A 16,909-nucleotide genomic window follows, 5' to 3' on the forward strand; every position below is an offset into this window, starting at 1 on the left:
CCAGGTCAGAAAGGCGCTTTGTAACCTGAAGAGGCGATTCAGCCTGACGGAGGTCTCATGACAACCCCAATCACCCTGAAGAACGGTCGCCTGACGCCCGAACTTATCGACGACTACTGGAACAACGGCTTTGTCTTTCCGGCAACTGTGTTCGATACCGATGAAGTTGCAGAGATACGCGCCGAGTTGGAAGAGATCGAACAAACATGGCGTGAGGCAGACCTTCCGCTGCCGCTCAACATGTACAAACGAGTGAACGCGCATGTGGTCATGCCGCTTGTCACCCGCATCGCACTGGACCCACGGGTTCTGGACGTCGTCGAAGGAGTATTGGGGCCGGACCTGCTGCTGTGGTCGGCGGAATTGTTCATCAAAGAACCTCACACGACACAGGTCGTCGGCATGCATCAGGACCTGACATATTGGGGCATGGGCGAGACTCCGGATCAAGTGACGGCGTGGATCGCGCTGTCGCCAGCAACAGTCGAGAGCGGCTGTATGGATTTCGTCAAAGGCAGCCACAAAAATCCGATCCTGCCGCATAACGACACGTTCTCGGACAGCAACCTGCTGTCACGCGGGCAGGAAGTGGCCGTAGACGTTGCTGAAGAAGACAAGACGCATATTGAATTGCAGCCGGGTCAGATGTCGCTACATCACGGGCTGACGATTCATGGATCAGGCCCGAACGCCTCGGATGACCGGCGGATCGGACTTGCCATCCGCTATCTGAACCCCAACGCACAACAGAAAGTGGCAGATCGCGACTATGCCATCCTGGCTCGTGGCGAGGACCGGATTGGGAACTTCATCCAAATCCCTGCGCCGCAGGACTTGTTCTCTCCCGATGCTTTGGAATTATACGCACGGATTCGCGAAGATCAGGCCAAGGCAATGACCCAAGGCGCGACGGAGGCGTTGAAGCTCTACGAATCCGCCACGAGCGGATAAAAAACAGGCGTGCTGGATCGATGCTTTGGCACCCGATCCACGCGCAGACACTTCCCCTTCCCTTCCGCATTCGCTATTGCAGGCGCTGACCCGAGATTGATGACGCAGGACGCACCCCATGGCGATGGAAAAGACATTCAACGCGGCCGAGGCCGAGGCCCGCATCTACAAGGCCTGGGAAAAGGCCGGAGCCTTCAAGGCAGGCGCGAACAAATCGCGAGACGAAAGCTTTTGTATCATGATTCCGCCGCCCAACGTCACGGGCGCTTTGCATGTGGGACACGCCTTCAACAACACTCTGCAGGACATCCTGACCCGCTGGCACCGGATGCGTGGCTTCGACACGCTGTGGCAGCCCGGACAAGACCACGCTGGCATCGCCACCCAGATGCAGGTGGAAAAGATGTTGGCCGCCACGCAGCAACCCAGCCGGAACGAACTGGGCCGCGAGGCGTTTCTGGACAAAGTCTGGGAATGGAAGGGCGAATACGGCGGCACGATCATTGAGCAACTAAAGCGTCTTGGCTCCTCCTGCGATTGGTCGCGCAATGCCTTCACCATGGCGGGTGCGCCGCGCGATCCGCGCACAGGGCATGAGAATTCGGCAAACTTCCACGACGCCGTTATCAAGGTCTTCGTCGACATGTACGAAAAGGGCCTGATCTATCGCGGCAAGCGTTTGGTCAACTGGGACCCGCATTTTGAAACCGCGATCTCGGACCTCGAAGTCGAGAATATCGAAGTCGCAGGTCACATGTGGCACTTCAAGTACCCGCTGGCCGGCGGTGAGACCTATACCTATGTCGAAAAGGACGAGGATGGGAACGTTATCCTCGAGGAAGAGCGCGATTACATCTCGATCGCCACGACGCGCCCTGAAACCATGCTGGGCGACGGCGCGGTTGCCGTTCACCCCTCGGATGAGCGTTATGCACCCATCATCGGCAAGCTCTGCGAAATCCCGGTTGGCCCGAAAGAGCATCGCCGCCAGATTCCGATCATCACCGATGACTACCCTGATCCTGATTTCGGCTCGGGCGCGGTGAAGATCACCGGCGCGCATGACTTCAACGACAATCAGGTCGCCAAGCGTGGCGGTATTCCAATGTACCGCCTGATGGATACCAAAGGCGCGATGCGCGCCGATGGTGCGCCCTATTCCGAAGAGGCGGGCAAGGCACAGGAATACGCGCGCGGGCGTGAGTTCACCGAGAACGAAATCGACGCGATCAATCTGGTACCAGACCATCTGCGCGGGCTCGACCGGTTCGAGGCACGTGCGAAAGTGGTTGAAGAAATCACCAATGACGGTCTGGCTGTAATGACTCGCGCGGATGATCCACGTTTGGGTTCGGCTGCCCTGAAGCCCGAAGCGGAGGACGCCGACAAGCTGGTGCCGTTGGTCGAGAGCAAACCGATCATGCAGCCCTTCGGCGACCGCTCGAAGGTTGTGATCGAGCCGATGTTCACCGATCAGTGGTTCGTGGACGCCGAAAAGATCGTCGGACCCGCTCTGGATGCGGTCAAGGACGGCACAGTTAAGATCATCCCTGAATCGGGCGAGAAGACCTATTACCACTGGTTGGAAAACATCGAGCCCTGGTGCATCTCGCGCCAACTGTGGTGGGGGCATCAGATTCCGGTCTGGTACGGTCTGGATTTGTCCGCAGAGAATTTCATGGATGATGAAAATGACGGCGATCTTGATCTCGTTGAACTGGGCCGGTTGCTCAATGAAGGTGGCATGTTGCACCGTGGCAGCGTCATGGAGTGTGCGCCGACATTCGAGGCGGTCACTGACAAGTTCCTCAATGACAATGCCGACATTCCCAGCCCGCTGAGCCACGCTACCGTCGTTGAAGTCGCGGACAAACACGAGGCAATGCATCGGTTCGCCGAGAGCCTTGCGCAGTATGCGGTTGAACAGGACCCAACCAAGCTGGTCTATCCGGTCTGGCGCGACCCCGACGTCCTCGACACCTGGTTCTCGTCCGGTCTCTGGCCCATCGGCACGCTGGGCTGGCCAGAGAAGACCGAGGAGCTAGAGCACTACTTCCCGACCGATGTCCTGATCACCGGCGCGGACATCCTGTTCTTCTGGGTCGCCCGGATGATGATGATGCAACTGGCCGTAGTGAACGAGATCCCGTTCCACACCGTCTACCTGCACCAGCTCGTCCGTGACGAGAAGGGCAAGAAGATGTCCAAGACCACCGGCAACGTCATCGACCCGCTTGAGATCGTGGACGAGTTCGGCGCCGACGCGTTGCGCTTTACCAACGCTTCGATGGCGGCCATCGGCGGCGTGCTCAAGCTGTCCAAGGAACGCATCACCGGCTACCGAAACTTCGGCACCAAACTGTGGAACGCCGTCCGCTTTGCCGAGATGAATGAGGTCTTCGCCGACACCGTTCCGCAACTGGACGTGGCCGACCTGAAGCCCAAAGCCGCCGTGAACCGCTGGATCATCGGCGAAACCGCCCGCGTGCGGGAAGAGGTCGACGCGGCGCTGGAAAGCTACCGTTTCAACGATGCCGCCAACGGGCTCTATGCCTTTGTCTGGGGCAAGGTCTGCGATTGGTACGTGGAACTGTCGAAACCCTTGCTGCAAGGTGATGACGCCGAGGCACAGGCCGAGACCCGCGCCACGATGCGTTGGGTTCTGGATCAGTGCATGGTCCTGCTGCACCCGATCATGCCCTTCATCACAGAAGAGCTGTGGGGTCTGACCGGCGACCGCGCCAAAATGGCCGTCCACGCCGATTGGCCAACCTATGCCGCCGCTGACCTGATCGACGCCGAAGCGGATCGTGAGATGAATTGGGTGATCTCGGTGATCGAGAACACCCGTTCGGCCCGTGCGCAGATGCGGGTTCCGGCTGGCCTCTATGTGCCGATGCTGGTGACCGAGATTGACGCCAATGGCCAAGCCGCGTGGGACCGCAACGAAGCGCTGATCAAGCGTCTGGCGCGGATCGACAGCCTGACCAAAGCGGATGAGTTGCCCAAGGGGACGATTTCCATCGCCGCCCCCGGCGCGAGTTTCGGCCTGCCACTGGCGGATATCATTGATATCGGCGCCGAAAAGGAGCGTCTGGAGAAAGCCAAGGGCAAGTTGGCCAAGGAACTGGGCGGTCTGCGCGGGCGTCTGAACAACCCGAAATTCGTGGCCTCGGCCCCGGAAGAGGTCGTCGCGGAAGCCAAAGCCAACCTCGCTGCCCGCGAAGAGGAAGAGGCCAAGCTGGACGAGGCACTCGCCCGTTTAGCCGAAATCGCCTGATCCGCATTCGCTGTCGAACAATGTGAACCCCGCCAACCTAAGTCTGGCGGGGTTTTCATTTGCCCATCTGCTTTTTCCCTTGTTCCCAGAGGTTTGCGGTTGTTAGCAAGTTCCTCATCTAAATCTGAGGCAATCATGGCGCGTTCCCTTCCCCCTGTGCAAACGATTTCGACCGGCCTTGTGGTGGCAGTTGTCGGCTTTTTCAGCTCATTCCCGATTGTTCTGCAGGGCCTTGCCGCGATGGAGGCGTCGGCAGCTGAATCCGCCTCCGGTTTAATGATGGCCGCGGTGGCAATGGGTTTGGCGGCAATCATTCTCAGCCTGTGGTACAAGCAGCCAATCAGCGTGGCGTGGTCAACGCCGGGGGCTGCGCTACTTGCAGTCTCGGCGGCACCTGCCGCTGGCTTCGCGGGCGCTGTTGGCGCGTTTCTCTGCGCCGGAGCGCTGACGGTGCTTGCAGGACTATGGCGTCCGCTTGGGCGGCTGGCGGCAGCTATACCAACAACGCTGGCGCAAGCCATGCTGGGCGGGGTTCTGCTGCCATTGTGCATCATTCCATTCAAGGCGGCGGTTGAACTGCCATGGCAAGCGCTTCCGGTCATCCTGACGTGGTTTATTGCAGGGCGGATCAATCGACTGCTCGCGGTTCCGGCAGCGGTTATTGCGTCGGCGATCGTGGTGGTTTTGAACGCCGGCGACAGTTCGGTCAGGCCCGAGCAATTCATGGCCGCACCTGTTTGGACAATGCCAACCTTCACTGTCGCCTCTGCCATCGGGATCGGCATCCCATTGTTCGTCGTCACCATGGCCACACAAAACATCCCCGGCATCGCGGTGATGCGCAGCTTTGGATATGCGCCCAAACCCGGCAAACTGTTCTCAGCAGTCGGAAGCGCCAGCATCCTGTCTGCCCCTTTCGGTGCCCCGGCCACTTGCCTTGCCGCGATTACCGCCGCGATGTGTTCGAACGAGGACAGCCACCCCGACCCAGACCAGCGCTATTGGTCAGCGGTCATGGCAGGGGTGTTCTATTGCATTTTCGGTGTGTTCGCCGTGGCGATCACAGGATTTGCGGCCCATGCCGACCCGCTTTTGATGGGAACACTGACCGGGATCGCGTTGATCGGCGTATTGGCAAACGCGACCTTTGCCGCGCTTGAGGTACCGGCAGAACGGGAAGCGGCCATCCTGACCTTCGCGATCACCGCGTCCGGTATCACAGTATTTGGGCTGGGTGCCGCAGTCTGGGGACTGGCGGCAGGTGGCATCGCTTATCTGGTCACCAACCGCACTCCGTGAGTGCTTTCACATGTCGAAGCACCCGAGTATACTTGGGCCATGCTTGGATCGCTTGGAAAACTGATCGAACGACAGATCAAAAAGGCGCAGGCCGAAGGTCAGCTGGAAGGGTTGGAGGGTGAGGGTCAGCCCCTACCCGATCGCTCGTCCGAGGCTCAGACCGATCCGGCCCTGGCTGCCGGTCACCGGATCATGGCCCAGGCTGGTGTTCTGCCCGAAGAGTTCAGCATCAAGAAAGAACTGGATGCTGCACGCAAGACATATGCTGCCCAAACTGATCCCAAAGAGCGTAAGGTCGCGATGGCGCGGATCGCTGAGCTTGAGATGCGCTATAACATGGCGCGCGACGCAAGGCGGGCATTCCTGCGTTGACTACCCGGCACAAACGCCCTGCTGGACACGGAAATAGAGTTCCCGGATGAATCATTGGCATTTGCGAAACTGTACCCTTCTGCCTGGTGGATCGGGCCGAATTGCAGCCCGTTTTGGGCTGCTTGGCTACAAAACGAGGCAACATCCGCCACATCAAAATGATCTTAGCGGCCGCCTGCCCCTGACGCGCGCCCTTACTGGCCGGGTGCAGCATTAGGTGCAGTGCAGCCCCATCGGCACCAGTTCGACGATCCGGTCCCCTTCAAGTTGACGCACCTTGTAGCAAAATGGGTCTCATAGAACCGCACCATCCCGTCGACATCCTTAGCATACAGGATCAAACGTGTGACGGATTGCGAAGTCATTTGAACTCCGGCTTACGCCCCTGCATTCGGGCGGCGATGACCTCCATCTGATCCGCCTTCCCGATCAGTTCCACCTGTTCCGAGGATTCTTCGATCAAAACCTCGGTCCGGGATTTGGATTCGGCGACCTCGATCAGGCGCTTGGCCGAGCGGATGGCAGAGGGGCTTTGCCCGGCGATGTCTTCAGCCAAAGCCAGCGCCTCGGACAAAGGATCGTCCGAAAGCCTGGTGACCAGCCCCCAGTCCGCCGCCTGAGCCGCACCGATGGGGCGCGCCGTATAGGTCAACAGGCGCAACACGTCCGAACGCACCAACTCTGGCAGCAGAACCATGCCGCCCATGTCCGGGATGAGGCCCCATTTCATCTCCATCACCGCCAGTTTGGCATCGGGGTGCGCAATGCGGATATCCGCGCCCAGCGCAAGCTGCAGCCCCCCACCATAGGCGACTCCCTGAATTGCACAGATCACTGGAACCGGCACGCGTCGCCACACCAAGGCAACTTCTTGCACCTCGTTTGCGTCTTTGTGACTGCGGGACATCAACCACTCAGTCGGGTCCGTTTGGGCCATGCTGGCAAAGCTTGCCATGTCCAGACCCGCGCAAAAGCTTTTGCCCTCGCCCGACAGCACCACGGCACGGGAATCCGAAGCCGCGACCTCCTGCCCGGCAGAAATAATGGCCTTGATCATCGCATCGTCCAGCGCGTTCATCTTGTCACCGCGCGTCAGCGTGACATGGGCAATGTGATCTTTGTACTCGACGGATACGCGTGACATTCAGGCCTCCCAATTCAGGTTGGGATCACCTTGCCCGGAAGCCCCTTCAAGTTCCACCTCAACGTTAGGGCAGGTTTGACGCAGGCATCCGTCCGAACCACGGAGAATCCAATGTCATGACATAGAATTGATCGCCGACAACTTTACCGCCGGTCGTGATGCCCAACCGCCCTTCGGGGTCCTGTAAGGTTCGCAGAATATTCCCGTCACCGTCGAACTGCACCACCATTCCGCGATGAATCGGAGCGGGCCGCACCATCGGGCCAAGCCGCCAGATCACCTTGCGCAAAAACGGGTATGGCATCAGTGCCTCGCTCGGCACACGCGGGCTGGCGAAGGCCATCCAATAGGTGCCATCGCCCTGCGCCTCTATGTTATCAGGATAGCCCGGCAGGTTATCCATCAGAACCTCCTGCTGGCCAGCGTTGGGACCCGTCAGCCATAGTTTGTGAACCCTTGCCCGCCCCGTTTCGGCGATCAGCAGAAAATCCTCCTCGGGCGACAGAGCAACGCCGTTGGTATAAACGAAACCATCGGCCACCTTTTCTGTCGTGCCATCGGGGGCGTGGCGCGCGACATAGCCGGTGTCAGATTGCTCCCAAATCGTAAGGACCGAGGTCGGCTTGGTCCCGCCCATCGTTTCGGGATCGAACCGGTCGGACGAGTTGGAGAAATAGATCGTTCCATCCTGCGATACGTCCAGCTGGTTCGCGTAAACCACCGGCGCACCATCGATTTCCGATACCAGAGGTTCCAACGTGCCCTGACCGGTCCATCGCATCACGCCTCGGAAGCTATCAGCGATGTACAGCGCCCCATCCGGTCCGGCCTTCAGACCCAGTGGCCGACCACCCAGGTCGTCAATTTTGACCGGCGTGTCCCCGTCGATCCGATACAGCGCACCCGACAATGTGGTTGTAAAAACCGAACCATCAGGCCGTATCGCAACATCCTCGGGACCTACCTCGCCTTCTGGCAGCGCGATCAGCTCCAATTTGTCCAATTCGCTGTTTTCCGCAAAGTCCCCTGTGAAGTCCGGCGCTTGGGGCGGGATCCACGCAACCGGCTGAACCGGAACCGGCCAGAATACCAGATAGGCAAGGCCGATAATGATCAGGCCAAGTACGATGCGCATCCGCGCCCCTCCCTTTGTAGCTGCACGAACAATGCGAGGCGACATCCTGTAACGCAAGCTTGCCTGACAGGTGCCCTTGCGTTTATCTGCCCACATGTCTGACCCACGTTACACCCCGCTTGCCCAATCCCTGCCTGCAACCGTGCCATTTGTCGGCCCCGAAACTCAGGAGCGCCAACGCGGCGCGCCGTTTGTGGCGCGTCTGGGCGCAAATGAAAGCGTGTTCGGTCCCTCGCCCCGCGCTATCGCGGCGATGGCGGATACAGGCATCTGGATGTATGGTGACCCCGAAAACAATGATCTGCGCAATGCATTGGCTGACCACCATGGGATCAGTCCCGAGAATATCGTGGTCGGCGAAGGGATTGACGGCCTCCTGGGCTATCTCGTGCGCCTGCTGGTCGGGCCTGGTGACGCTGTTGTGACTTCGGACGGGGCCTACCCGACGTTCAACTACCACGTGGCGGGCTTTGGCGGCAAACTGCACAAGGCACCCTATCGCGATGATCACGAAGACCCGAGGGCTCTGTTTGCCAAAGCGGCTGAGGTCGACGCCAAACTGGTCTATCTGGCCAACCCGGACAATCCGATGGGCAGTTGGCATTCCGGCGCGGAGATCGTGGCGGCAATGGAACATTTGCCCGAGGGCTGCCTGCTGGTGCTGGACGAAGCCTATGTGGAATGCGCGCCAGATGGCACTGTCGCCCCTGTCGACGCAAACGATCCCCGCGTGATCCGGATGCGGACTTTCTCAAAAGTGTACGGCATGGCCGGTGCGCGAGTTGGTTATGCAATCGGCGCACCGGGCCTGATTTCGGCCTTCAACAAGGTACGCAACCACTTCGGCATGAACCGGGCTGCACAGGCCGGAGCGCTGGCCGCGCTACAGGATTCCGCGTGGCTGGAACACGTGCAAACCAAGATCGCCGAAGCGCGCGAACGGATCGGCCAGATTGCGTGCGAGAACGGGCTGAAGCCCCTGCCCTCAGCCACCAATTTTGTTGCCATCGACTGCGGCCGGGATGGAGCGTTTGCCAAGGCCGTTCTGGACTCGCTGGTCGCGCAGGGCATTTTCGTACGTATGCCTTTTGCCGCTCCGCAGAACAGATGCATCCGCGTCAGTTGCGGAGAGGCATCCGATCTGGATGCTTTTGCAGCAGCACTGCCGAAAGCACTTGCAGATGCGCGGGATTAGTCCTTCGACGCAAGCACCGCCGCAGCGGCCTCCAACGCGCCTATTCCGCGCGGGATGCCCAGCGCGGCCATCGCTGTCTCCATACCGCCCAACATGGCCATGACCATCTGGCCATTGACGTAGCCCATGTGGCCCAGTCGGAAGCACCCGTCCCAGTCTTCCATCCCCAAACCGATGCCCAGCGTGAGCCCAAGTTGGTTTTCGGTGAACTCGCGCAGAGGAGTGCCACGCCCGTCAGTCAAACGTAGCGCGGTAACGGCATGACTGCGGACCGAACGATCGGCCACGTTTAGCTGCAAGGCGCCTCTTTCCGCCCAGGTTTCGCAGGCCGCCCATATTGCGGTGGCCAGACGTTCGTGACGCGCCCAGACCTGCTCCATCCCTTCAGCGTGCATCATGTCCAACGCCGCGCGCAGACCATAGAGGTGATGGGTCGGCGCGGTGCCATTGAAGTACTGATAGAACAACTCGGGGTTGGCCCGCGGTTGCCAATCCCAATACTGCGAGACACGGGGCATGGACACCCGTTTGGCTTGCGCTTTGTCGTTGAAAAAGACAAAGCCGGTTCCTGCGGGCGTCATCAGCCCCTTCTGACAGGCCGTGACCATGACATCGACGCCCCAGGTGTCCATTTCAAAGCGGTCGCAACCCAGCGAGGCAATGCAATCCGCCATCAGCAACGCCGGGTGCCCCAAATCGTCCAACAGCGCCCGCAACGCCGGGATGTCGTTTCGGATGGACGAGGACGTATCCACATGAACGGCCAGAACAGCCTTGATCCGGTGGCCTTCATCGGCGCGCAGGGCGTCAGCGATCTGATCGAAATCCCAGACCGACGACGATCCGAAATCGATCAGGTCAACCTTGGCACCGATCCCTTCGGCCATTTCGGCCCAACCATGGGTAAAACGCCCCGAGGCAGGAGCCAAAACCGTTTCACCGGGCGCAATGACGTTTGACAGAGCGGCTTCCCAGGTTCCGTGACCGTTGGCGATGTAAATGGCGACATTGTGATCGGTGCGCGCCACGCGACACAGATCACGCGTCAGGGCGGGCATCATCTCGATCAGTTCGCCCTCGTAAATGTTTGGCGAAGGCCGGTGCATGGCCTGCAAAACCGCATCAGGCATGACCGATGGGCCGGGAATAGCGAGATACTCGCGCCCCTGCGCAAGAGAAATTGAGTCTGTCATGGGATCAACCTGTATGAATTGTCGCCCACCCTAGCGCAGCTTTGGGTGGCGTCAATCCATCAGCTTTGATGCCTCGCGCGCAAGTGTTTCGATCCCCGCCCAATTGCCCTCGACCACCATCTGCTTCGGCGCAACCCAGCTGCCACCGGCACAGACCACATTAGACAAGGATAGGTAGTCACGCGCGTTTGAGGGCGAAACACCACCCGTGGGACAGAACGTGATCTGCGGCAGAGGCGCACCGATGGCTTTCAAAGCAGGTGCTCCACCTGAGGCTTCGGCCGGGAAGAACTTCAGCATGTCATAACCCAGTTCCAGCAGACGCATCGCTTCGCTGGCAGTGGCCGCGCCGGGCAGCAGGGGTAGGTCCTCGGCCTCACAGGTGGCGACCAGGGCGTCGGTTGCACCGGGGGAGACACCGAATTGTGCGCCCGCCTCTTTTGCTGCGCGGACGTCATCGGGCGTCACCAACGTACCTGCACCAACGACGCCACCGGGCACGTCGGCCATGGCGCGGATCGCATCCAAGGCCGCCGGGGTACGCAGGGTGACCTCAAGCGCGGGCAGGCCACCTGCAACCAGTGCCTCGGCAAGTGGACGCGCCTGCGCCGCATCATCGACGACCAGAACCGGGACAATGGGCGCAAGTCCGCAAATCTCGCGGGTGCGTTGGGTTTTAGGGGACATGATTACGCTCCGAATATACTGGCACCGGCATCGGCCGAGCCGACAGCGTTGCGGAATGCACCGAACAGATCACGTCCGACGCCGTGTTGATTGGCCGACAAGTCGGCGATGGCCGGTGCCCGGTCCAGAACTCCGGGCGTCAGGATTTCCAACTCACCCTTCACGGCATCGACGCGCAAGAGGTCTCCGTCCTGCAGGCAGGCAATTGGTCCGCCGTCCAGTGCCTCGGGACAAACATGGATCGCAGCCGGCACCTTGCCCGACGCGCCGGACATGCGACCATCCGTGACCAAAGCCACCCTTTGTCCGCGGCCCTGCAGGATCGACAGGATCGGGGTCAACGAGTGCAGCTCGGGCATCCCGTTTGCCTTTGGTCCCTGAAAGCGAACGACAACAATGACGTCGTCGGTGAACTCTCCGGCCTTGAATGCGGCTTTGACCTCATCCTGATCGTGGAACACGCGAACCGGGGCTTCGACCACCTGGTGTTCAGGCGCAACGGCCGAGACTTTCATCACGGCGGTGCCCAGATTGCCGGTCAATCGCGACAATCCGCCGGTGGGTTGGAACGGATCTTTGGCAGAGCGCACGATCTTTTCGTTCAGGCTGTGTCCTGCGCCCTCTTCCCACACCAGTTCGTCGTCGATCAGCTTGGGCTCTTTGGTGTAGTTGTGCAGGCCCTGCCCGGCGACAGTCAGCGTATCGGGGTGCAATAGGCCGTCTTCCAGCAGAGTACCGATGCAGTAGCCAAGACCGCCCGCCGCGTGGAAATGGTTCACGTCGGCCAATCCGTTCGGGTACACTCGCGCAACCAGCGGGACCACAGCAGAGATGTCCGAAAAGTCCTGCCAATCCAAAACGATACCACCTGCGCGCGCCATTGCGATCAAGTGGATCAGCAGGTTGGTCGACCCACCGGTCGCCATCAGGCCAACGATCCCGTTTACAAAGGCGCGTTCGTCCAGCACCTGATAGACCGGCGTATAGTTGTTGCCCAGCGCGCTTAGAGACAGGGCACGTCGCGCGCCCTCTTCTGTCAGCGCATCACGCAAAGGCGTGTTCGGATTGACAAAACTGGACCCTGGCAGATGCAGACCCATGAACTCCATCAGCATCTGGTTGGTGTTGGCCGTGCCGTAGAAGGTACAGGTGCCCGGGCCGTGATACGCGGCCATTTCCGCGGCCATGAGTTCTTCGCGACCGACTTCTCCGGCCGCGAATTTCTGGCGTACCTTAGCCTTTTCATCATTGGGCAGGCCACTAGTCATAGGACCGGCGGGCAGGAAGACTGCCGGGAGATGGCCAAACGCCTGTGCCCCGATAACCAAGCCGGGAACAATCTTGTCGCAAACACCAAGAAAGACTGCGGCATCGTAAGTGTTGTGGCTAAGTGCAACACCAGTCGCCAATGCGATCACGTCGCGCGAGAACAAGGACAATTCCATGCCCGCTTCGCCCTGAGTGACCCCGTCGCACATCGCCGGAACGCCACCAGCAACCTGCGCAGTACCGCCAGCTTCACGGATCGCATCGCGGATCAGGCCGGGATAGCGCTCAAAGGGTTGATGGGCCGACAGCATGTCGTTGTAGGCGGTGACAATACCCAGATTGCCTGCGGTACCGGTCGCCATGGCCTGCTGGTCCGCGCCCGCGCCGGCATAGGCATGGGCCTGACCGCTGCAGGACAGATGCGCGCGGGCGGGACCCTTGGATCGGGCGTGCTCCATTCGTTCCAGGTGGGGGCCGCGCAGGTCGGCACTTCGATCGATAATCCGTCGAGTGACGTCGGAAATTACAGATTGAACCATGTTAACCCCCAATCTGGCGCCAGCGGCGCCCGTCACGATGCATCAGCATAAGCGCTTCTTCCGGCCCTGAACTGCCCTGATCATAGCGCGAGGGGCGGTCTCCACGATCTTCCCAACCCTGAATGATAGGATCAACCCAGGCCCAGGCGGCCTCGGCCTCATCCCCGCGCATGAACAGGGTCTGGTCTCCGCGGATGACATCCATCACCAGCCGCTCATACGCGTCCGGGGACTGGGATTCGTCGCCCAGAGCATCAGCAAAACTCATGTCCAGTGCGACATCGGACAGGCGGAACCCGCCCTGCCCCGGTTCCTTGATTGTCGTGCGCAGGGTGATGCCTTCGTCCGGCTGCAATCGGATCACCAGCACGTTGCCGTGCAGCGGACCGACATTGGGAAAGATCGTGTGCGGTGGATCGCGGAAGAACACTGCAATCTCGGATTCACGTGCCCGCAAACGTTTGCCCGTGCGCAGATAGAACGGCACCCCCGCCCAGCGCCAATTGCCCAGATGGACCTTGAGCGCGATGTAGCTTTCGGTGCGGCTGGCTGGGTTTCCGACGTGATCCAGATACCCGTCACCGCCCTTGCCCGTCCGGTATTGACCGCGTGCGATATCGGATGGCGCAACGGGCTCCAACGCCTCGATAACCTTGACCTTTTCGTCCCGCACCGCGTTTGGTGAGAATTTGGACGGCGGCTCCATCGCGGTCAGGCACAGAAGCTGCACGAGGTGGTTCTGCACCATGTCCCGCATGGCGCCCGACTGATCGTAATAGGCCCCGCGCCCTTCGACCCCGACAGTTTCTGCCACCGTAATCTGCACATGGTCGATATGGGTTGAATTCCAAAGCGGCTCGAACAGCGAGTTGGCAAATCGCAGAGCCATTAGATTCTGCACCGTCTCTTTGCCCAGATAGTGGTCAATCCGGTAGATCTGGTGTTCCTCGAAACAGGCACGCAGACCTTCGTTCAGAGCCTTGGCCGATGCCAGATCATGACCGAATGGTTTCTCGACCACGATGCGGCTGTCCGGCGTGGCCAGACCATAATCGCTGAGCCGTTGCGCAATACCCGAGAACAGGCTGGGACCAACAGAAAGGTAGAACGCGCGCACCACATCAGGGCGCAAGACCTTAGCCAAGTCCGCCCATCCAGCGTCGCCCAGCGCGTCAACCGGCACGTACTCCACTCTTTTCAGAAACTGTTCGAGTACGTCCTTTTTGAACTTGGGCGCAAATTCCTTCATCGATGCGCGAATCTGGTCGCGAAACGCGTCACTGTCCATGCCGGAACGCGCCGTACCAATGATCCGGGCTTCGTCCGGCATCTGACCGACCTCAAACCGGTGGTAGAGCCCGGGCAAGATCTTGCGCTGTGCCAGATCGCCGGTCGCGCCGAATAACACCAGATCGAACGGGTGTACCGGGATTACGCGTGAAACCATCCATAGGCTCCTTCAAGTGTCGCTGGTATCACTTTAGCACCGCCTATGCGATCTGAGTGATACGGGTATTGTTACCGCTAACATTCGTGCATTGAATAGGGAAGCGCGACTGGAAAATCAACCCAGATTCCGCAGCCACTCCATAACTGCCGGTCGCACGGATTGCTCACCACGATGACGAGCGTCCGCAATGATCTTGCGAAGAGACTGCAGGTCGGCGCGCAGCAGCACGCTTTTGACCGGTCCGATCGACGCTGGGCGCATCGACAGTGACCGGATGCCCATCGCGGCGAGACATAGCGCCTCAACCGGGCGCCCCGCATCTTCACCACAGAAGCTGAGCGGAGTGTTCGAGATATTGCAGCGCTCGACAATCCGCTCGATGAAGCTGAGGAAGCTGACATTCAACGTATCATACCGGCGGCGCACCAGTTCGTTTTCGCGGTCGGCCGCAAAGAAGAACTGTTTCAGATCATTACCGCCGATCGAGACGAAATCGACCTCGTCAAAGAACTTCTGCGGGGCAAAGGCCAGCGAGGGAGTTTCGAGCATCGCGCCGACCTCAATTGACTCGGGCAGTATGTGGCCAAGGCGCTTTTCGCGTTCGATCGTCTTGTTGACCTCCCACTTGGCCTCTCGGAATTCGTCGGCCTGCGCAACGAATGGAAACATCAGCGTCAGTGGACGGCCATTTGCAGCGCGCATCAAGGCTTGCAACTGCATCCGCATCACACCACGCTTGTCCAATCCGACACGGATCGCGCGCCAGCCCAAGGCGGGGTTCGGCTCTTCTACATGCTTCATGTAGGGCAGCACTTTGTCCGACCCGATATCCAGCGTTCGGAATACCACGCGCTTGTCGCCAGCTGCGTCCATAACGCGTTGATATTGCGTCACAAGCTCAGAGCGTTTGGGCATTTGGTTGCGGATCAGGAACTGCAACTCGGTTCGGAACAGGCCCACACCCTCGGCCCCGGAATTGCCCAGCGACGGCAGGTCGGCCATCAGACCCGCGTTCATGACAAGGTTTATCCGTTCGCCATCGCGCGTCACCGTCGGGGTATCGCGGATCGAGGCATAGCGTTCCTGCGCTTTGGCCTGCATGGCGATCTTGTCGCGGAAGGCAGTGACAACTGTGTCTTCGGGGCGCAGATGCACGATGCCCTGATCGCCATCAACCAGAATTTGGTCGCCATTCAGTGCTTCGGTCGTGATGTGCCCGACATGAACCACCAGCGGGATCGCCAGTGCGCGGGCCACAATCGTTGCGTGGCTGCCGACCGATCCCTCTTCGAGAACGATACCTTTCAGCGACCTACCGTATTCCAGCAGATCGCCCGGCCCGATATTGCGTGCGATGAGGATCGGATCGGGTGGCAGGTCAGCCCCGTTGGTGCCCCCCTGCCCGGTCAGAATACGCAGCAACCGATTGCTGAGATCGTCCAAATCGGCCAGACGTTCGCGCAGATAGGGGTCGGTCACCTGCCCCATGCGGGCGCGAGCCTGGGATTGTTCTTTCTCAACTGCGGCTTCGGCACTGAGGCCCAGCGCGATGTCCTCTTCCATCCGGCGCATCCAGCCCTTGGAATTGGCGAACATCCGATAGGCTTCAAGAACTTGAAGCTGTTCCTTGTCGCCGCCCTGCGAAATCTCCAGCATTTTGTCGACGCCCACGCGCAGTTCGTCGACGGCCTCATTCAGGCGTTCACGTTCGCGGTGGGGGTCATCGGCAATCGGATTGGTGACAACCACGCGGGGCTCATGCAGCCAGACATGCCCCTCGGCACTTCCTTCCTGGGCCGGTCCGCCGCTGAACTGTACCGATTGCTGGTGCCGGGGAGACAAGGCCGCGCCTTCGCCCACAAACGCGCCAAGCTCGGCCATTTCCGCCAGAACCATGGCGACCACTTCCAGCGCGTAGACCTCGTCGGCGGAATACACGCGCGCGTCGCGGGATTGGACAACCAGAACGCCCAGTTTCTCACCCAGACGCTGAACCGGAACCCCAATGAAAGACGAAAACCTTTCTTCGCCCGTTTCCGGCATGTACCGGAATCCTTTGGTTGAAGGTGCGTCTGCTGTGTTTACGACCTTTCCGGACTGAGCGACGCGCCCCACAAGGCCCTCACCCAACCGCATTCGCGTTTTGTGAACCGCCTCGGGCGACAACCCTTCGGTCGCGCAAAGCTCCAGAGTATCGGCATCCCGGAACAGATAGATCGAGCAGACCTCGGCCCGAATGCTGTCAGCAATCAAATGGGTTATCCGGTCAAGACGTTCCTGACCGGCGGCCTCGCTCGCCATCTCTTCGCGCAGCCGCCCAAGCAGCTTGCGGGATTCTGTTTCGGTGCCTTCCGCCATGGCCCAACCAGCTTACGGTATCAGGCGACCATTGACC

12 protein-coding genes are annotated in these 16,909 nt (G+C 60.1%); 5 read left to right on the top strand and 7 right to left on the bottom strand.

Annotation, left to right across the window (positions count from 1 at the left end; translation table 11 throughout):
• The first annotated feature begins 57 nt into the window (after positions 1 to 57).
• The 4 genes from ACR0AA_RS10360 (at position 58) to ACR0AA_RS10375 (ending at position 5,902) form a co-directional block, all read left to right on the top strand.
• On the top strand, positions 58 to 951 hold the full coding sequence (locus ACR0AA_RS10360; RefSeq protein ID WP_480663273.1) for a phytanoyl-CoA dioxygenase family protein: 894 nt from the start codon (positions 58 to 60) through the stop codon (positions 949 to 951).
• A 118-nt stretch (positions 952 to 1,069) separates the two neighbouring features.
• Complete coding sequence (locus ACR0AA_RS10365; protein WP_480663272.1) at positions 1,070 to 4,231, top strand: valine--tRNA ligase; 3,162 nt, start codon at positions 1,070 to 1,072, stop codon at positions 4,229 to 4,231.
• Between the two features lie 135 nt (positions 4,232 to 4,366).
• Complete coding sequence (locus ACR0AA_RS10370) at positions 4,367 to 5,530, top strand: benzoate/H(+) symporter BenE family transporter (RefSeq protein WP_480755954.1); 1,164 nt, start codon at positions 4,367 to 4,369, stop codon at positions 5,528 to 5,530.
• Positions 5,531 to 5,569: 39 nt separating this feature from the next.
• The gene (locus ACR0AA_RS10375; protein WP_480663268.1) at positions 5,570 to 5,902 is read left to right on the top strand and encodes a DnaJ family domain-containing protein; all 333 of its coding nucleotides are present in this window, start codon (positions 5,570 to 5,572) and stop codon (positions 5,900 to 5,902) included.
• Between the two features lie 361 nt (positions 5,903 to 6,263).
• On the opposite strand, the gene ACR0AA_RS10380 is transcribed toward ACR0AA_RS10375, so the two are convergent.
• Positions 6,264 to 7,046: a crotonase/enoyl-CoA hydratase family protein gene (locus ACR0AA_RS10380; protein WP_480755955.1), complete on the bottom strand. Its 783-nt coding sequence runs from the start codon at positions 7,044 to 7,046 to the stop codon at positions 6,264 to 6,266.
• 64 nt (positions 7,047 to 7,110) lie between these two features.
• Positions 7,111 to 8,181, bottom strand: coding sequence for an SMP-30/gluconolactonase/LRE family protein (locus ACR0AA_RS10385; protein WP_480755957.1), 1,071 nt, complete (start codon positions 8,179 to 8,181; stop codon positions 7,111 to 7,113).
• A 94-nt stretch (positions 8,182 to 8,275) separates the two neighbouring features.
• Here ACR0AA_RS10385 and ACR0AA_RS10390 point away from each other — a divergent pair, with 94 nt between their 5' ends.
• Positions 8,276 to 9,376 carry a pyridoxal phosphate-dependent aminotransferase gene (locus ACR0AA_RS10390; RefSeq protein WP_480755959.1) on the top strand — a complete coding sequence of 367 codons (1,101 nt, stop codon included), beginning with the start codon at positions 8,276 to 8,278 and terminating at the stop codon, positions 9,374 to 9,376.
• Here ACR0AA_RS10390 and ACR0AA_RS10395 read toward each other — a convergent pair.
• The 5 genes from ACR0AA_RS10395 to ptsP all read right to left on the bottom strand — a co-directional run bounded on the left by ACR0AA_RS10395 (position 9,373) and on the right by ptsP (position 16,872).
• Positions 9,373 to 10,569 (bottom strand): pyridoxal-phosphate-dependent aminotransferase family protein, encoded by a 1,197-nt coding sequence (locus ACR0AA_RS10395; protein ID WP_480663259.1) that lies wholly within the window; start codon positions 10,567 to 10,569, stop codon positions 9,373 to 9,375. The two genes, ACR0AA_RS10390 and ACR0AA_RS10395, sit on opposite strands and share 4 nt — an antisense overlap.
• A gap of 51 nt (positions 10,570 to 10,620) precedes the next feature.
• Positions 10,621 to 11,256: a bifunctional 4-hydroxy-2-oxoglutarate aldolase/2-dehydro-3-deoxy-phosphogluconate aldolase gene (locus ACR0AA_RS10400; protein ID WP_480663257.1), complete on the bottom strand. Its 636-nt coding sequence runs from the start codon at positions 11,254 to 11,256 to the stop codon at positions 10,621 to 10,623.
• A gap of 2 nt (positions 11,257 to 11,258) precedes the next feature.
• Entirely contained in the window at positions 11,259 to 13,064 is a 1,806-nt protein-coding gene (gene edd, locus ACR0AA_RS10405; protein ID WP_480755962.1) for a phosphogluconate dehydratase, read from the bottom strand.
• 1 nt (position 13,065) lies between these two features.
• Positions 13,066 to 14,511: a glucose-6-phosphate dehydrogenase gene (gene zwf / locus ACR0AA_RS10410; RefSeq protein ID WP_480663253.1), complete on the bottom strand. Its 1,446-nt coding sequence runs from the start codon at positions 14,509 to 14,511 to the stop codon at positions 13,066 to 13,068.
• Between the two features lie 117 nt (positions 14,512 to 14,628).
• Positions 14,629 to 16,872, bottom strand: a complete 2,244-nt coding sequence (gene ptsP / locus ACR0AA_RS10415; protein WP_480663252.1) for a phosphoenolpyruvate--protein phosphotransferase — start codon at positions 16,870 to 16,872, stop codon at positions 14,629 to 14,631.
• Positions 16,873 to 16,909: the final 37 nt, after the last annotated feature.

Source organism: Ruegeria sp. CE8, assembly GCF_056537465.1.